Source organism: Pseudomonas sp. P2S-1, from assembly GCF_057197725.1.
The window spans coordinates 2,179,163-2,193,680 of record NZ_CM170068.1 but is presented as its reverse complement, the minus strand read 5'-3'; the positions used below and the strand labels follow the sequence as shown (position 1 = coordinate 2,193,680).

The following is a 14,518-nucleotide window of genomic DNA, read 5'->3' as shown; positions in this document are numbered from 1 at the left end:
TTTGGGACCGCTGCGCGGTCCTTCGCGGGCAAGCCACGCTCCTACGGGGGCGGTGGCGCATCAGACCCCGGTTTTCTTCCAGATCCCCCGCCCAACCAGCCGTTCCCGATCATGCGCCTGCCCGAAGTCCTGCTTCGGCCCTTTCGGCACGATCCCGTTCGGGTTGATGGTCTTGTGGCTGGCGTAATAGTGATGCTGGATATGCTCCATGTTCACCGTCTCCGCCACCCCCGGCCATTGATACAGCTCGCGCAGCCAGTTGCTCAGGTTCGGGTAATCGGCGATCTGCCGCAGGTTGCATTTGAAGTGCCCGTAGTACACCGCATCGAAACGCACGATGGTGGTGAACAGACGGATATCCGCCTCGGTCAGGTATTCCCCCGCCAGATAACGTTGCCCATCCAGTAGCTGCTCCAGGGTATCCAGCTCGGCGAACAACGCATCGAACGCCTCCTCATACGCCTTTTGCGACGTCGCGAATCCCGCCCGGTAGACGCCATTGTTCACTGCCGGATAGATACGGTCATTCAAGGCATCGATCTTTGCCCGCAGCGGCTCCGGATACAGATCCAGGCGATTCCCGGTCAAGCCGTCGAACGCCGTGTTGAAGATACGGATGATCTGCGACGACTCGTTGTTGACGATGCGCTGCTCCTGCTTGTCCCACAGCACCGGCACGGTGACGCGCCCGGTGTAGTGCGGGTCGTCGCGGGTGTAGCGCTGGTGCAGGTAGTCGAAGCCGTCGAGCTTGTCCCCGGTAGAGCCCAGGCCCTTGTCGAAGGTCCAGCCATGTTCGCCCATCAGCCAACTGACCACGGACACATCGATCAGGTTTTCCAGGCCCTTGAGCTTGCGATAGATCAGGGTGCGGTGGGCCCAGGGACAGGCCAGCGACACGTACAGGTGATAGCGCCCGGCCTCGGCCGCCGGCAGGTCGTTGCGGCGCTGCGCGTTTTCGCGCTCGAAGGCGCCGTCCTTGCTGCTTTGATACCACTGGTCATGCCAGCGTCCGTCGATCAACAGGCCCATGGTGAAGAGTCCTTGGCAATTCGTTAGAAGTTGGAGCCCATTCTACGGACTCAAGTTCGAACGAATAGCGCAAAGATCCCGCCTGTTTGATCGAAGGATTCGATGGGTCGCGATCAGACCAGACGTGCAGCCCAGTATTCGCGGGCCTTGGCGAAGTCTTCGTCCTGGGCGTGACCGAGACCGCGCAAGGCCAGGGCCATGGTCGCGACCACGGCCATCTCGCCATAGCTGTCACTGGATTCGCCGGACCACACCTTCAGCAAATGTTCCGGCTCCAGGCTGGCCGGCTTCACATGCCGTTGCGCCGACATCTGTGGCCATTCTTCATCCCAGTCCGCGCCGTCGGCGGTGCCGTAGAGGTGGCTGGTGGCATCCGGGTTGATCTCGATCTCGCCGCCATCACCCTTGACCACGATGGCGCGGTCACCCAGCAAGCGGCTGGCCTCGCGGTGCACGGCCTGGTAGCCGGGGTGGAAGATGCTCTGCAGGCCGCAACGGGCGCCCAGCGGATTGAGCACGCGGGCGAGGGAGTGGATCGGCGAGCGCAGGCCGAGGGTGTTGCGCAGGTTGATCATCCGTTGCAGGCGCGGGGCCCAGTCCTGCAGTGGGAAAAAGGCGAGGTTGTGCTGGTCCAGCGCCGTCTCGACTTCCTCCCAGTTGCGGCACAGCGGGATGCCCACCAGGTCCAGCACCTGTTCGGTATACAGGCGCCCAGCGGTATGCGCGCCGCCGCCGTGCATCAGGATGCGCACGCCATTGTTCGCCAGGCAGCGAGCCGCCAGCAGGTACCAGGGCAGGTGACGCTTCTTCCCGGCATAGCTCGGCCAGTCGATATCCACGGCAATCGCCGGGGCCTCCAGGCGCGCGCGCAGGGCTTCGGTGAAGCCGGCCAGCTCTTCCGGGCTTTCCTCCTTGTTTCGCAGCAGCATGAGGAAGGCGCCCAGTTGGGTTTCCTCGACCTTGCCATCGAGGAGCATGCCCATGGCGTCGCGGGCTTCCTCGCGGGTCAGGCCGCGGGCGCCGCGCTTGCCCTTGCCGAGGATGCGGACGAATTCGGCGAAGGGGTGCTCGGCCGGGGTTTCGGTAACGAGAGGACGTGGCTCGGTCATATGCAGTTGGTCGGCTTGGGCAGGCCCGCCAGCTTGGCGGCGAGTTTGGCGGGAGTGCCGTTGAACAGGCGGTTGAGGTGCGCGCTGTTACCCTTTTCAGGGCCCAGCTTGAGCGCGGTGTACTTGATCAGCGGGCGGGTCGCGGGAGACAGCTCGAACTCCTGGTAGAACTGGCGCAGCAGTGCCAGCACCTCCCAGTGATCGGCGTTCAGGGCGATGGACTCGCGCTCGGCCAGGGCCTGGGCGACCTCCTCGGACCAGTCGCCCAGGTCCACCAGGTAGCCGTCCTTGTCGAGGGCGATCTCTTGGCCGTTGACGTGCAGGGTGCTCATAGCCAGCTGTTGACCTTGTCGTAGTTCAGGGACAGTTCGACGAACGCCGGGTAGTCGATGGCCGTGGCCGGGCTGTCGGCGATGGCGCGGGCCTGCAGGTCTTCGGCGAGCGCATACAGGCGCGGGCCGAGGGTGCTCAGGCCGGCGACGGTGGCGCTGCCGGGGTTCAGCGCATAGACGGCGTCGCCACACAGCAGCAGGCCGTCATGGGCGCCGAGCAGGCGCAGGCAACTGGCAAGACGGTCGTCGCCGAACGGCGAACGGGAAATGACGTGCAGGGTGCTCATCAGAGGGTTACCACCTGGTCGAAACGGTCGATCAAGGCCGCGAGGCCGACGTCATCCAGCACTTGCACCGGCAGGCTCAGGCCGTCGGCGGCGAGGCCGCGCTCGGCGAGGCTGCTGGCGGCGACGAACAGCTCCTCGATGCCGAACATCGGCAGGGCCTGGAGATTGGCCGCGAGATTCTTCTGTTGCAGCAGCGCCGGTTGCTGGTGGGCGGCGAGCTGGAACACGCCGTCATCGAGAAACAGCATGCCCAGGGGCAGGTCGAAAGCGCCGCCGGCCAGGGCGATATCCAGGGCTTCGCGGGCGGACGGGCCGCTCCACGGCGCCTGGCGGCTGATGATCAGCAGGGACTTGGCCATTTCAATCGCCTCCGAAGCAGACCAGACGGTCCGCGCTTTGCGCCGCTTCATGCAACTGGCCGAGGCCGGACAGCTCCCACGGCACCGGCAGGTTGGCCGCCGGGCGCTGATAGCGGTTGGCTTCCTCGTCGTTCAGCACGCCACGGCGCAGGGCGGCGGCGATGCACACCACGGCGTCGAGGTTCCGGGTGGTGACGAAGTCGCGCCACTGCGCGGGCACGTCGTTCTCGTCCTGGGGCGTGACGACGTTGGCCGAGGCGCTGTGCACGCCGTCCTGGTAGAAGAACAGGCGCACGATCTCATGGCCGCCGGCCAGGGCCGCCTGGGCGAACAGCAAGGCGCGACGGGAGGAGGGCGCGTGGCCGGGGGAAAAAACCGCGATGGCGAACTTCATGGCAGGCCCTGTGGGAAAAACACCCGCCATGATAAAGCAAAAAGCCCGCAGCAGGCTGCGGGCTTGTCTGTTACGGGGCCGGGATCAGGCCTCGCGCTTGCTCTCGGGCAGGAACCAGTTCAGCACCAGGGCGCAGATACCGCCGGTGGCCACGCCGGATTCCAGCACATTGCGCAGGGCCGATGGCATATGGGCGAGGAACTCCGGCACCTGGGCCACGCCGAGGCCGAGGGCCAGGGACACGGCGATGATCAGCAGGGCGCGGCGGTCCAGGCTGACGCTGGCGAGGATATTGATCCCCGAAGCGGCGACGGCACCGAACATGACCATGGCCGCACCCCCCAGCACCGGCTCTGGCACGGCCTGGATTACCCCGGCCACCGCCGGGAACAGGCCCAGCAGCACCAGCATCAGGGCGATCCACACGCCGATATGGCGGCTGGCGATGCCGGTCAGCTGAATCACCCCGTTGTTCTGCGCGAAGATCGAGCTGGGGAAGGTGTTGAACACCCCGGCCAGCAGCGAGTTGGCGCCGTTGACCAGCACGCCGCCCTTGATCCGCTGCATCCACAGCGGGCCTTCCACCGGCTGGCGCGAGACCTTGCTGGTGGCGGTGACGTCGCCGATGGCTTCCAGGGAAGTGACCAGGTAGATCACCAGCATCGGGATGAACAGCGACCAGGAGAAACCGATACCGAAGTGCAGCGGCACCGGCACCTGGAACAGTGCCGCCTCATGCATGCCGGTGAAGTCCAGGCGGCCCAGGTAGCCGGCCAGGGCATAGCCCACGGCCAGGGCGATGACTATGGCGCAACTGCGCATCCACACCACCGGAATGCGGTTGAGCACCACGATGATCGCCAGCACCACGCCGGACAGCAGCAGGTTCTCGCCATTGGCGAAGGTGCCGTTGCCCATGGCGGCGAAGCCGCCGCCCATGCTGATCAGGCCGACCTTGATCAGGGTCAGGCCGATCATCAGCACGACGATGCCGGTCACCAGCGGGGTAATCAAGCGCTTGACGAAGGGCAGGATGCGCGAAATGCCCATCTCCACGAACGAACCGGCGATGACCACGCCGAAGATCGCTGCCATCACTGCTTCGACCGGGGTGCCTTGCTTGACCATCAGTGCGCCGCCGGCGATCAGCGGGCCGACGAAGTTGAAGCTGGTGCCCTGGACGATCAGCAGCCCGGCGCCGAACGGCCCGAAGCGTCGGCACTGGACGAAGGTGGCGATGCCGGAGATCACCAGGGACATGGACACGATCAGGTTGGTATCGCGGGCGGACACGCCCAGTGCCTGGCAGATCAGCAGGCCCGGGGTCACGATCGGCACGATGATCGCCAGCAGGTGCTGGAGCGCGGCCAGCAGGCCGATCACCAGGCGCGGCCGGTCTTCCAGGCCGAGGACCAGTTCATTGGCCTGTGCCGGGCCTTGTTCGATTGAGCTCATGGAGAGGATGCCCCGGAAAAAAAGGAGCGCATTCTACGGGGCGCCTGGGGTTTTCGGTAGTCCGGTTTTTGCAGTGTTCTTCAGGGCCTCATCGCTGGCAAGCCAGCTCCCACAGGGATCGCATGCGCCGCCGAACCTGTGGGAGCTGGCTTGCCAGCGATGAGGCCCGGGAGAACACCACAACAATCAACTGCCCCGACAAGCCGCCTCCAGCACCCGCGGCCCCGGCCCCTCCAGCCCCAGCCTGTCCTCCGGGTTGCGCAGCGGACAATCCTCCAGCGACAGGCACCCACAACCAATGCAGTTGTCCAGACTGTCCCGCAGTGCCTCCAGGGTCCGGATCCGCGCATTCAGATCCTCGCGCCAGGCCGTGGACATCTCCCCCCATTGCGCCGCCGTCAGCTTGCTGTTCGGCGGGTAGCGGCCGAACGCGTTCTTGATCTCCTCCAGCGGAATCCCGGTGCGCTGGGCCACCTTGATCACCGCAATCGTACGCAGTACCAGTGCCGGAAAACGCCGCTGGTTACCGGCATTGCGGGTACTTTCGATCAGCCCCTTGGCCTCGTAGAAATGCAGGGTCGACACCGGTACCCCGGCGCGCCGCGCCACTTCGCCGACGCTGAGCAGGCGCATCCCGTCCACCGCTTTTTTCCCCGCCATGCCTGTTGACCTCAAGTAAAGTTGAGGTTTTATAGTCCGGCCCCGTCGTTCCTGCAAGCGCAGGAATCATCATCGATCAGCGGGGCGGAGCATGGGCAAGAGGCTGCTGTTGGGGGGAGGGGCGCTGGCGCTGGGTGCGCTGGCGCTGGTAGTGGGGATGCAGCGGACGCCGCCGGCACAGGCCAGCGGCGCATGGCCGGCGACCAAGGTGGCGCTGGCCAGGGTCACGTCGATGCCGGCGCCACGGCAGCGCTTCGCAGTGGGCGAGCTGGAGGCGGTCGATCAGGTGCGGCTGGCCGCTGAAAGCGCCGGGCGGGTGACGCGTATTGCCTTCGAGTCGGGGCAGACGGTCAAGGCCGGGCAATTGCTGGTCCAGCTCAACGATGCTCCGGAACAGGCCGAACGCCTGCGCCTGCGGGCACAACTGCGCAATGCCGAATCATTGCTGGAGAGGACGCGCAAGCTGCGCGCCTCCAGTGTCACCACCCAGGAGCAACTGGACAACGCCAGCGCCGCCGCCGACATGGCCCGGGGCGAGCTGCAACAGGTTGAAGCACGGATCGCGCAGAAAGCCATCGTTGCGCCGTTCGCCGGCAAGCTGGGGATTCGCCGGGTGCACCAGGGCCAGTACCTGAATGCCGGCGACGCGGTTGCCAACCTGGTCGATTCGAATCGGCTACGGGTGAATTTCTCCCTGAACGAACAGGCGGTCGCCGAACTGAGTCCCGGACAGACCGTGCAACTGGGCATCGATGCCCTGGCGGACCGGACCTTCCCGGCGCGGATCAGCGCCATCGACCCGATGATCAGTTCGTCGCGCCTGGTCCAGGTCCAGGCCACCCTGGTCAACGCGGACAGCCAACTGCAACCCGGCATGTACGCCCGGGTGCGACTGGACGCGCAACAGCCGACCAGCGTGTTGTCCTTGCCGGAAACCGCCGTCACCTATACCGCCTACGGCCAGACGGTGTTCGTCGCCCGGCAGGACAAGGACGGCCTGCGGGTCGCCCGGGTCGGCGTGACCACCGGCGAGCGCTGGCAGGGCCGGGTGGAAATCACCTCCGGCCTCGCCGAAGGCGACCAGGCGGTGGTGTCCGGCCAGCTCAAACTGAGCGACGGCATGACCGTGGAGCCTGTGGCCGAGAACAGCCTGGATGAAGGAGGCCGGTCGTGAGATTCACCGACCTGTTCGTCCGTCGTCCGGTGCTGGCCCTTGTGGTCAGCGCGCTGATCACCCTGATGGGCCTGTTCGCCCTCGGCAAGTTGCCGATCCGCCAGTACCCGCTGCTGGAAAGCTCGACCATCACCATCACTACCGAGTACCCCGGGGCGTCTGCCGAGCTGATGCAGGGCTTCGTCACCCAGCCGATCACCCAGGCGGTGTCCTCGGTGGAGGGCATCGACTACCTGGCGTCCTCGTCGATGCAGGGCCGCAGCACCATCACCCTGCGCATGACCCTCAACCGCGATCCGACCCAGGCCCTGACCCAGGCCATGGCCAAGGTCAACCAGGTGCGCTATCGCCTGCCGGAAAAAGCCTACGACCCGGTGGTCGAGCTGTCGGCCGGGGACTCCACCGCCGTGGCCTACGTTGGGTTTTCCAGCGAAACCCTGTCCATCCCCGAACTGAGCGATTACCTGTCGCGGGTGGTCGAGCCACAGTTCTCGGGGATCGACGGCGTGGTCAAGGTGCAGACCTTCGGCGGCCAGAACCTGGCCATGCGCCTGTGGCTGGACAGCGAACGCATGGCCGGGCGCGGGGTGACTGCCAGCGACGTGGCCGAGGCGGTGCGCCGCAACAACTACCAGGCCACCCCGGGCCAGGTGCGCGGGCAATACGTGCTGGCGGATATTCGCGTCGATACCGACCTGACCAGCGTCGAGGCCTTTCGTGACATGGTCGTGCGCAACGATGGCAACGACCTGGTACGCCTGCGGGATATCGGCAGCGTCGAGCTGAGCGCGGCCATGACCCAGACCAGCGCCACCATGGACGGCAAGCCGGCGGTGCATCTGGGGCTGTTCCCCACGCCGTCGGGCAACCCGCTGGTGATCGTCGACGGCATCCGCAAGTTGCTGCCGCAGATCCAGCAGACCCTGCCGCCGGGGGTGAAGGTGGCATTGGCCTACGAGACCGCGCGCTTTATCGACGCTTCGATCAGGGAAGTGCTGCACACCCTGCTCGAAGCGATGCTGATCGTCGTCGCGGTGATCTGGCTGTGCCTGGGATCGCTGCGCAGCGTGGCGATCCCGGTGCTGGCGATCCCCCTGTCGATGCTCGGTGCTGCGGCATTGATGCTGTTCTTCGGCTTCAGCCTCAACCTGCTCACCCTGCTGGCGATGGTCCTGGCCATCGGCCTGGTGGTGGACGATGCCATCGTCGTGGTGGAGAACGTCCATCGCCATATAGAAGAAGGGCAGACCCCGGTGGCTGCGGCGCTGGCCGGGGCCCGGGAGATCGCCGGGCCGGTGGTGGCCATGACCCTGACCCTGGCGGCGGTGTACGCGCCCATCGGCTTGATGGGCGGGCTGACCGGCACGCTGTTTCGTGAGTTCGCCCTGACGCTGGCCGGTGCAGTGATCATCTCCGGGATCGTCGCCCTGACCCTGTCGCCGGTGATGAGCTCGTTGTTGCTCAAGCCGGGTCAGCAGGAGGGCCCGATGGCCCGGCTGGCGGAGAAGGTTTTCGGTGGCCTGGCCGGGGGTTATGGCCGGTTGCTGGGGCAGTCGCTGGCGCGGCGCTGGATCAGTGGCGGCATCGCCGTGCTGGTCTGCCTGAGCCTGCCCTGGCTGTACCTGCAGGCGCAGCGCGAACTGGCGCCGCCGGAGGACCAGGCGGCGGTACTGGCGGCGATCAAGGCACCGCAATACGCCAGCCTGGAATACGCCGAGCGTTTCAACGCCAGGCTGGATCGGGTGATGAAGGCCATTCCGGAAACCACCGATACCTGGATCATCAACGGCACCGACGGCCCGGCCAACAGTTTCGGCGGCATCAACCTGAGTGCCTGGGGCGAGCGCCAGCGCTCGGCGGCGCAGGTCCAGGCCGAGTTGCAGCAGGCGGTGGGTGAGGTCGAGGGCAGTAGCATCTTCGCCTTCCAGGTGGCTTCGCTACCGGGCTCCAGCGGTGGCCTGCCGGTGCAAATGGTGCTGCGCAGCGCCCAGGATTACCCGCTGCTGTACCAGACCATGGAAGGGCTCAAGCAACGCGCCCGGGAAAGCGGCCTGTTCGTCGTGGTGGACAGCGACCTCGACTACAACAACCCGCTGGTCCGGCTGAGCATCGACCGGGCCAAGGCCGCCAGCCTCGGCATCGGCATGCAGGCCATCGGCGATTCGCTGGCGGTGCTGGTGGGCGAGCAGTACGTCAACCGCTTCGCTTTGTATGGCCGCTCCTACGATGTGATTCCGCAGAGCATCCAGGACCAGCGCCTGACCCCGCAGGCCCTGGCCCGCCAGTACGTGCGGGCGGATGACGGGCAATTGCTGCCGCTGTCCACCGTGGTGCAGATGGACATGAGCGTGGCGCCGAACCGCCTGCTGCAATTAGACCAGCAGAACGCCAGCACCTTGCAGGCGATACCGGCGCCCGGGGTGTCCCAAGGTCAAGCCGTGGCCTTCCTTGAACAACTGGCCAGCGAGCTGCCGCCGGGCTTCAGCCATGACTGGCAATCGGAGTCGCGGCAGTACGTGCAGGAAGGGCTGGCGCTGATGTGGGCGTTCCTCGCCGCGCTGGTGGTGATCTACCTGGTGCTCGCCGCCCAGTACGAAAGCCTGGTGGACCCGCTGATCATCCTGGTCACCGTGCCGCTGTCGATCTGCGGTGCCTTGCTGCCGCTGGCCCTGGGCTGGGCGACTTTGAACATCTACACGCAGATCGGTCTGGTGACCCTGATCGGCCTGATCAGCAAGCACGGGATCCTGATGGTGGAGTTCGCCAACGAAATCCAGGTGCGCGACAACCTGGGCCGTGGCGAGGCGATCATCCGCGCCGCGCAGGTCCGCCTGCGCCCGGTGCTGATGACCACGGCGGCGATGACCTTTGGCGTGGTGCCGTTGTTGTTCGCCAGTGGCGCCGGGGCCAACAGCCGTTTCGGCCTGGGCGTGGTGATCGTCTGCGGCATGCTGGTGGGCACGCTGTTCACCCTGTTCGTGCTGCCGACCCTTTATGCATGGCTGGCCCGGGATCACCGGGTCGAAGGTGCACGCAAGCAACAGCTGGCGGATGCCCAGCGCGTGCTGGGGAGTTGAGGAATGTCCATGAAGTCATTTGTCGTGTTGGGCGGGGCGTTGTTCCTGGGGGCTTGCAGCGTCGGGCCGGAGTATCGGCAGCCGGATGTGCCGCCGATCGCGCTGGTCAGTCCGCAGGCCGGGGGATTCGCCGCGGCCGGGGCGCAGTCGCAGGCGAACTGGTGGGGCTTTTTCGAAGACCCGCAGCTGTCGCGCCTGATCGAGCGGGCCCTGGTGCAGAACAACGATGTGCGCCAGGCCCACGCCAACCTGCTGCTGGCCCGCGCCGGGTTCGACGAGCAGGACCGCAAGCGCTATCCGCAGGTGACCAGCGAGGCCGGTTACCAGCGCAGCCTTGAACAGCGCGCGGTGGACGGTGCGGCACCGCAGCGCAGCCTGGCCGAGTCGTGGCGGGCGGGCCTGGACCTGCAATGGGAACTGGACCTGTTCGGCCGCCTCGATCATCTCAGCCGTGCCGCGCAGGCGCGGGTCGAGGCGTCCCGGGCGGATCTGGAGCAGATGCAGTTGAGCATCGCCGCCGAGGTGGCGCGGGCCTGGTTCGAGGCTCAGGGGCAACGTCGGCAACTGGCCCTGGCCAATGACGAAGTACGCAGTTGGGGCGAGACGGTGCGCATGGTCGAGGCGCAACTGGCGGTCGGCAGCGGCCTGCCCGAGGACCGGGAAAGTGCGCGGAGCAACCTGTTGCGGGCCGAGGCATCGATTGCACCCTTGAGCAGTGCGATGCAGCGCAGCCTGTATCGGCTGGAGGTGTTGTGCGGACAGCGTCCTGGCAGTCTTGCGCTTGAGTTGGGAGCGGCGCCACCGCTGCCGTTGGCGCGGCAACTGCCACTGGGTGATGTCGACCGGCTGATCCGCAATCGCCCGGATGTCGTGCGCGCCGAGCGTTTGCTGGCCGCGCGGGTCGAGGATGTGGGAGCGGCGACGGCGGATCTCTATCCGCGCTTGAACCTCGGGGGCTTTATCGGCTTCTTCGCCTTGCGCGACGGCGATCTCGGCAGCGCCTCGCGGGCCTTCGAACTGGCCCCCGGCCTGACCTGGCCGGCGCTCGACCTGGGCAGTGTGCGGGCTCGCCTGCGGGCGGCGCAGGCGCGTTCGGCGGGCGAGGGCGCGCGCTTCGAGCAAGTGCTGCTGGTGGCGGTGGAAGAAGTGGAGGGCGCCGTGGTGGAACTGACCGAGCAGCAGCGGCATTTGCAGGGGCTGGTGAAGTCGGCGGTGCATGGCGAGGCGGCGTTCGACATTGCCAGCCGGCGTTATGACGCCGGGGGCGGCAGCTATCAGGCGGTGCTGGAGAGTCAGCGCGAGCTGTTGCGCATGCGCCAGGAGATTGCGGGGGCGGAGACGGCTTCTTATCTGAATGCGGTGGGGTTGTACAAGGCGTTGGCCTGGCGGGGGTGATGTTGTTCTCTCGGGCCTCATCGCTGGCAAGCCAGCTCCCACAGTGTCCGTGGCGCTGCCGATCCCTGTGGGAGCTGGCTTGCCAGCGATGAGGCCCGAAAGAGCAATAAAAAGCATGCTGCCCACCCGAAGCCTCTGGCAAACTCCTGTTACACAAGGCAGCCAAGAGCCCCCCGATGATTGATATCCACAATGTCACGGCCTTCCAGCAGCAGACGCGAGTTCTGGAAGGTTTCTCCCTGCATATCGGCGAAGGCGAGAAGGTCGCCATCCTTGGCCCCAACGGCGCCGGCAAGAGCACCCTGCTCAAACTGATCACCCGCGAGCTGTACCCGGTGGAGCGCGAGGGCAGCCATCTGCGCCTGTTCGGCAGCGATACCGTCAACCTGTGGGCCTTGCGCAGCCGTATCGGTTTCGTCTCCCAGGACCTGCAGGACGACTACACCCCCTACACCAAGGCCCTGGACGTGGTGGTTTCCGGCTTCTTCGGTTCCATCGGCGCTCATGGCCATCTGCAACCGAGCGAGGAGCAACTGGACAAGGCCCGCGAACTGCTGGCCGTGGTGGAGATGTCCGGGCATGAGCAGACCATGTTCCAGCGCCTGTCCACCGGTCAGCGCCGTCGCCTGCTGCTGGCCCGCGCCCTGGTCCACCAGCCCAGCGCGCTGATCCTCGACGAGCCGGCCAACGGCCTCGACATGGGCGCGAGCCTGGGCATGCTCAAGCTGATGCGCCGCTTCTGCGGCGCCGAGCACGCGATGATCATCACCACCCACCATATCGATGAGATCATCCCGGAGATCGAGCGGGTGGTGCTGCTGGACAAGGGCCGCATCGTCGCCGACGGGCCCAAGGCCGAGGTGCTGACCAGCGAACGCCTGTCCGCCCTGTACCAGACCGACCTGCGCCTGACCGAACAGGATGGCTGGTACCGGTGTTGGCACGGTTGATTCACTAAGGGGCGCTTTACGCAATGACAGGAGTTCGATCGGGCTTCAAGGCGCTGGCGGTCGGTCTGTGCCTGCTAAGGCAAGGACCTGGACGCGGAGATCGACCGACGTTGCGTGCTGGCGCTCACCCGTGCCCTGGGATATATGAAGGATCTGGCAAGCCGGGAGCTGCGCCGGACCGACGTCAAGGAAGGAGTGATCGACGGGGTGCGCAGCGGGTGCTGACCGCGACCAGTGTCTACGGCAAGCTTCCCTAGGGATCACCTGGCCTGGGCGATACCTGCATACTGCGCTTTCAGGTGCCCCTGGTCGTCCAGCAGGTAGGCATCCATCACTTCACGCACCACCGGCCCGGCCACCCGGCCACCGGCCTCGCCGTTCTCGATCATCACCGCCACCACCACGCTGGGGTGGTCGGCGGGGGCGAAGCCGACGAACAGGGCGTTGTCGCGGTGCCGCTCGAGGGTCTTGTTGCGGTTGTAGCGCTCGCCCTGCTTGATCGCCACCACCTGGGCCGTGCCGCTCTTGCCGGCGATGCGGTACTGGGCGCCGGCCGCTGCGGCGCGGGCGATGCCGCGGGGGTCGTGCATGACCATCTGCATGCCCTGGTTGACCTGGTCCCAGGCGTGGCTGTCGTGCAGCACGATGTCCGGCATGGGGTTCGGATCGACGGGCTCGACGCCACCCACGCTCATGGCCAGGTGCGGGCGGTGCCACTTGCCCTTGCTGGCCAGCAGGCTGGTGGCCTGGGCCAGTTGCAGCGGGGTGACCTGCATGTAGCCCTGGCCGATGCCGAGGATCAGCGTCTCGCCGGGGAACCAGGCCTGGCGGCGGGTCGCACGTTTCCACTGTTGTGACGGCATCAGCCCCGGCGCCTCCTCGAACATGTCCAGCGAGACCTTCTCGCCCAGGCCGAAACGCGCCATGTAGTCGTGCAGGCGGTCGATGCCCAGCTTGTGCGCCAGGTCGTAGAAGTAGGTGTCGTTGGAACGCATGATCGCCGTGTACATGTCCACCCAGCCATCGCCGCTGCGGTTCCAGTTGCGGTATTTGTGGTCGTAGTTGGGCAGCTCGTAGTAGCCCGGGTCGAAGACCCTGCTGCCGGGGGTGGTCGCACCGCTGTCGAGGCCGGCGATGGCCACTTCCGGCTTGATCGTCGAGCCGGGCGCATACAGCCCGCGCAGCACGCGGTTGAACAGCGGTCGGTCGATGGAGTCGCGCAGGGCGGCGTACTGCTTGAAGCTGATGCCCTTGACGAACAGGTTGGGATCAAAGCTCGGGTTGCTGACCATCGCCAGTACGTCGCCATTGGCCGGGTCGAGCACCACCACCGAGCCACGGCGATCGCCCAGGGCGTGCTCGGCGGCCAGTTGCAGATGCGAGTCGATGCTCAGGACGATGTTTTTCCCGGGCACCGGGTCCTTGTGGTTGAGCACGCGCATCACCCGGCCCTGGGCGTTGGTCTCGACTTCCTCGTAGCCGACCTGGCCGTGCAGTTCGTTCTCGTAGAAGCGCTCGATCCCGGTCTTGCCGATCGACTGGGTCCCGCGGTACTGGGTGCTGTCGAGGACCTTGGCTTCCTTCTCGTTGATCCGCCCGACGTAGCCCACGGAATGGGCGAAATGCTCGGCCAGCGGGTATTCGCGGATGAACTGCGGCTCGACGTCTAGGCCGGGCAGGCGGAACTGGTTCACCGCGATCAGGGCGATCTGTTCTTCGCTCAGGCCGACCATCAGGGTCACCGGCTCGAAGGGTTTGCGGCCGCGGCGCAGGTCCTTGTCGAACTGGCGGCGGTCGTCTTCGCCGAGGCCCAGGACCTGGGCCAGGGTGTCCAGGGTCGCCGCCGAATCGCCGGCGCGCTCGCGGGTCATGGTCAGGTCGAAGCTGGGCTTGTTGTCGGCCAGGACCACGCCGTTGCGGTCGTAGATCAGCCCGCGCTCGGGCGGGATGGGCAGGACGTGGACCCGGTTGTTTTCCGAGACGGCGGTCTGCTGGTCGTGCTGCAGCACCTGCAGGACATACAGGCGACCCACGAGCACGGCGACCAGGGTCAGGACCAGGATGGCGCAGGCGACCAGCCGGCGGTTGACCAGGTGCTGTTCCTTTTCGTGGTCCTTGAGGGGGATGGGCTGTGGCATGGACGTGTTTCGGGCAGCGGGCGGGCGATGCTACGCGTTACCAGCGCGTTCAGGGGCGAATATGAAGACTTGTTCATGTGGATTCATGAAGGGCGGGGTTGTCTGATCTGGCCTCATCGCTGGCAAGCCCACACGGACCCTGTGGGAGCTGGCTTGCCA

The 14,518-nt window shown here is 66.3% G+C and carries 13 protein-coding genes; 4 read left to right on the top strand and 9 right to left on the bottom strand.

Translation table 11 applies throughout. The features are described from left to right. Positions 1–60: 60 nt before the first annotated feature. The 8 genes from AC2CQI_RS09660 to soxR all read right to left on the bottom strand — a co-directional run bounded on the left by AC2CQI_RS09660 (position 61) and on the right by soxR (position 5,625). Positions 61–1,029: a glutathione S-transferase family protein gene (locus AC2CQI_RS09660; protein WP_075804009.1), complete on the bottom strand. Its 969-nt coding sequence runs from the start codon at positions 1,027–1,029 to the stop codon at positions 61–63. A 113-nt stretch (positions 1,030–1,142) separates the two neighbouring features. Continuing rightward, the gene (locus AC2CQI_RS09655; protein ID WP_484580014.1) at positions 1,143–2,138 is read right to left on the bottom strand and encodes a glycosyl transferase family protein; all 996 of its coding nucleotides are present in this window, start codon (positions 2,136–2,138) and stop codon (positions 1,143–1,145) included. Beyond that, positions 2,135–2,470: a TusE/DsrC/DsvC family sulfur relay protein gene (locus tag AC2CQI_RS09650; RefSeq protein WP_075804011.1), complete on the bottom strand. Its 336-nt coding sequence runs from the start codon at positions 2,468–2,470 to the stop codon at positions 2,135–2,137. The genes AC2CQI_RS09655 and AC2CQI_RS09650 overlap by 4 nt, the downstream gene beginning before the upstream one ends. Further along, the gene (gene tusB, locus AC2CQI_RS09645; RefSeq protein WP_075804012.1) at positions 2,467–2,757 is read right to left on the bottom strand and encodes a sulfurtransferase complex subunit TusB; all 291 of its coding nucleotides are present in this window, start codon (positions 2,755–2,757) and stop codon (positions 2,467–2,469) included. Before tusB ends, AC2CQI_RS09650 begins: the two co-directional genes overlap by 4 nt. Further along, on the bottom strand, positions 2,757–3,116 hold the full coding sequence (tusC, locus tag AC2CQI_RS09640) for a sulfurtransferase complex subunit TusC (RefSeq protein WP_484580013.1): 360 nt from the start codon (positions 3,114–3,116) through the stop codon (positions 2,757–2,759). Before tusC ends, tusB begins: the two co-directional genes overlap by 1 nt. 1 nt (position 3,117) lies before the next feature. After that, the gene (gene tusD / locus AC2CQI_RS09635) at positions 3,118–3,510 is read right to left on the bottom strand and encodes a sulfurtransferase complex subunit TusD (protein ID WP_484580012.1); all 393 of its coding nucleotides are present in this window, start codon (positions 3,508–3,510) and stop codon (positions 3,118–3,120) included. An 84-nt stretch (positions 3,511–3,594) separates the two neighbouring features. Further along, positions 3,595–4,965, bottom strand: coding sequence for a nucleobase:cation symporter-2 family protein (locus tag AC2CQI_RS09630; RefSeq protein ID WP_075804015.1), 1,371 nt, complete (start codon positions 4,963–4,965; stop codon positions 3,595–3,597). 186 nt (positions 4,966–5,151) lie between these two features. Continuing rightward, a complete protein-coding gene (gene soxR / locus AC2CQI_RS09625; RefSeq protein ID WP_075804016.1) occupies positions 5,152–5,625 on the bottom strand; it encodes a redox-sensitive transcriptional activator SoxR in 474 nt (157 codons plus the stop codon). 91 nt (positions 5,626–5,716) lie between these two features. On the opposite strand from soxR, the gene AC2CQI_RS09620 reads away from it, so the two are divergent. The 4 genes from AC2CQI_RS09620 to AC2CQI_RS09605 all read left to right on the top strand — a co-directional run bounded on the left by AC2CQI_RS09620 (position 5,717) and on the right by AC2CQI_RS09605 (position 12,221). Next, positions 5,717–6,799: an efflux RND transporter periplasmic adaptor subunit gene (locus AC2CQI_RS09620; protein ID WP_484580011.1), complete on the top strand. Its 1,083-nt coding sequence runs from the start codon at positions 5,717–5,719 to the stop codon at positions 6,797–6,799. Further along, a complete protein-coding gene (locus AC2CQI_RS09615; RefSeq protein ID WP_484580010.1) occupies positions 6,796–9,876 on the top strand; it encodes a MexW/MexI family multidrug efflux RND transporter permease subunit in 3,081 nt (1,026 codons plus the stop codon). Before AC2CQI_RS09620 ends, AC2CQI_RS09615 begins: the two co-directional genes overlap by 4 nt. 9 nt (positions 9,877–9,885) lie before the next feature. Then, the gene (locus AC2CQI_RS09610; protein WP_484580009.1) at positions 9,886–11,271 is read left to right on the top strand and encodes an efflux transporter outer membrane subunit; all 1,386 of its coding nucleotides are present in this window, start codon (positions 9,886–9,888) and stop codon (positions 11,269–11,271) included. Positions 11,272–11,447: 176 nt separating this feature from the next. Next, positions 11,448–12,221, top strand: coding sequence for an ABC transporter ATP-binding protein (locus tag AC2CQI_RS09605; RefSeq protein ID WP_484580008.1), 774 nt, complete (start codon positions 11,448–11,450; stop codon positions 12,219–12,221). Positions 12,222–12,481: 260 nt separating this feature from the next. On the opposite strand, the gene mrdA is transcribed toward AC2CQI_RS09605, so the two are convergent. Then, positions 12,482–14,359, bottom strand: coding sequence for a penicillin-binding protein 2 (gene mrdA / locus AC2CQI_RS09600; protein WP_484580007.1), 1,878 nt, complete (start codon positions 14,357–14,359; stop codon positions 12,482–12,484). Positions 14,360–14,518: the final 159 nt, after the last annotated feature.

Bases quoted from the DNA above. Each gene is read 5' to 3' on its own strand.
- AC2CQI_RS09605 (WP_484580008.1), top strand. From the start codon at position 11,448: ATGATTGATATCCACAATGTCACGGCCTTCCAGCAGCAGACGCGAGTT.
- AC2CQI_RS09630 (WP_075804015.1), bottom strand. From the start codon at position 4,965: ATGAGCTCAATCGAACAAGGCCCGGCACAGGCCAATGAACTGGTCCTC.
- AC2CQI_RS09650 (WP_075804011.1), bottom strand. From the start codon at position 2,470: ATGAGCACCCTGCACGTCAACGGCCAAGAGATCGCCCTCGACAAGGAC.
- mrdA (WP_484580007.1), bottom strand. From the start codon at position 14,359: ATGCCACAGCCCATCCCCCTCAAGGACCACGAAAAGGAACAGCACCTG.
- soxR (WP_075804016.1), bottom strand. From the start codon at position 5,625: ATGGCGGGGAAAAAAGCGGTGGACGGGATGCGCCTGCTCAGCGTCGGC.
- tusD (WP_484580012.1), bottom strand. From the start codon at position 3,510: ATGAAGTTCGCCATCGCGGTTTTTTCCCCCGGCCACGCGCCCTCCTCC.
- tusB (WP_075804012.1), bottom strand. From the start codon at position 2,757: ATGAGCACCCTGCACGTCATTTCCCGTTCGCCGTTCGGCGACGACCGT.
- AC2CQI_RS09620 (WP_484580011.1), top strand. From the start codon at position 5,717: ATGGGCAAGAGGCTGCTGTTGGGGGGAGGGGCGCTGGCGCTGGGTGCG.
- AC2CQI_RS09660 (WP_075804009.1), bottom strand. From the start codon at position 1,029: ATGGGCCTGTTGATCGACGGACGCTGGCATGACCAGTGGTATCAAAGC.
- AC2CQI_RS09655 (WP_484580014.1), bottom strand. From the start codon at position 2,138: ATGACCGAGCCACGTCCTCTCGTTACCGAAACCCCGGCCGAGCACCCC.
- AC2CQI_RS09610 (WP_484580009.1), top strand. From the start codon at position 9,886: ATGAAGTCATTTGTCGTGTTGGGCGGGGCGTTGTTCCTGGGGGCTTGC.
- tusC (WP_484580013.1), bottom strand. From the start codon at position 3,116: ATGGCCAAGTCCCTGCTGATCATCAGCCGCCAGGCGCCGTGGAGCGGC.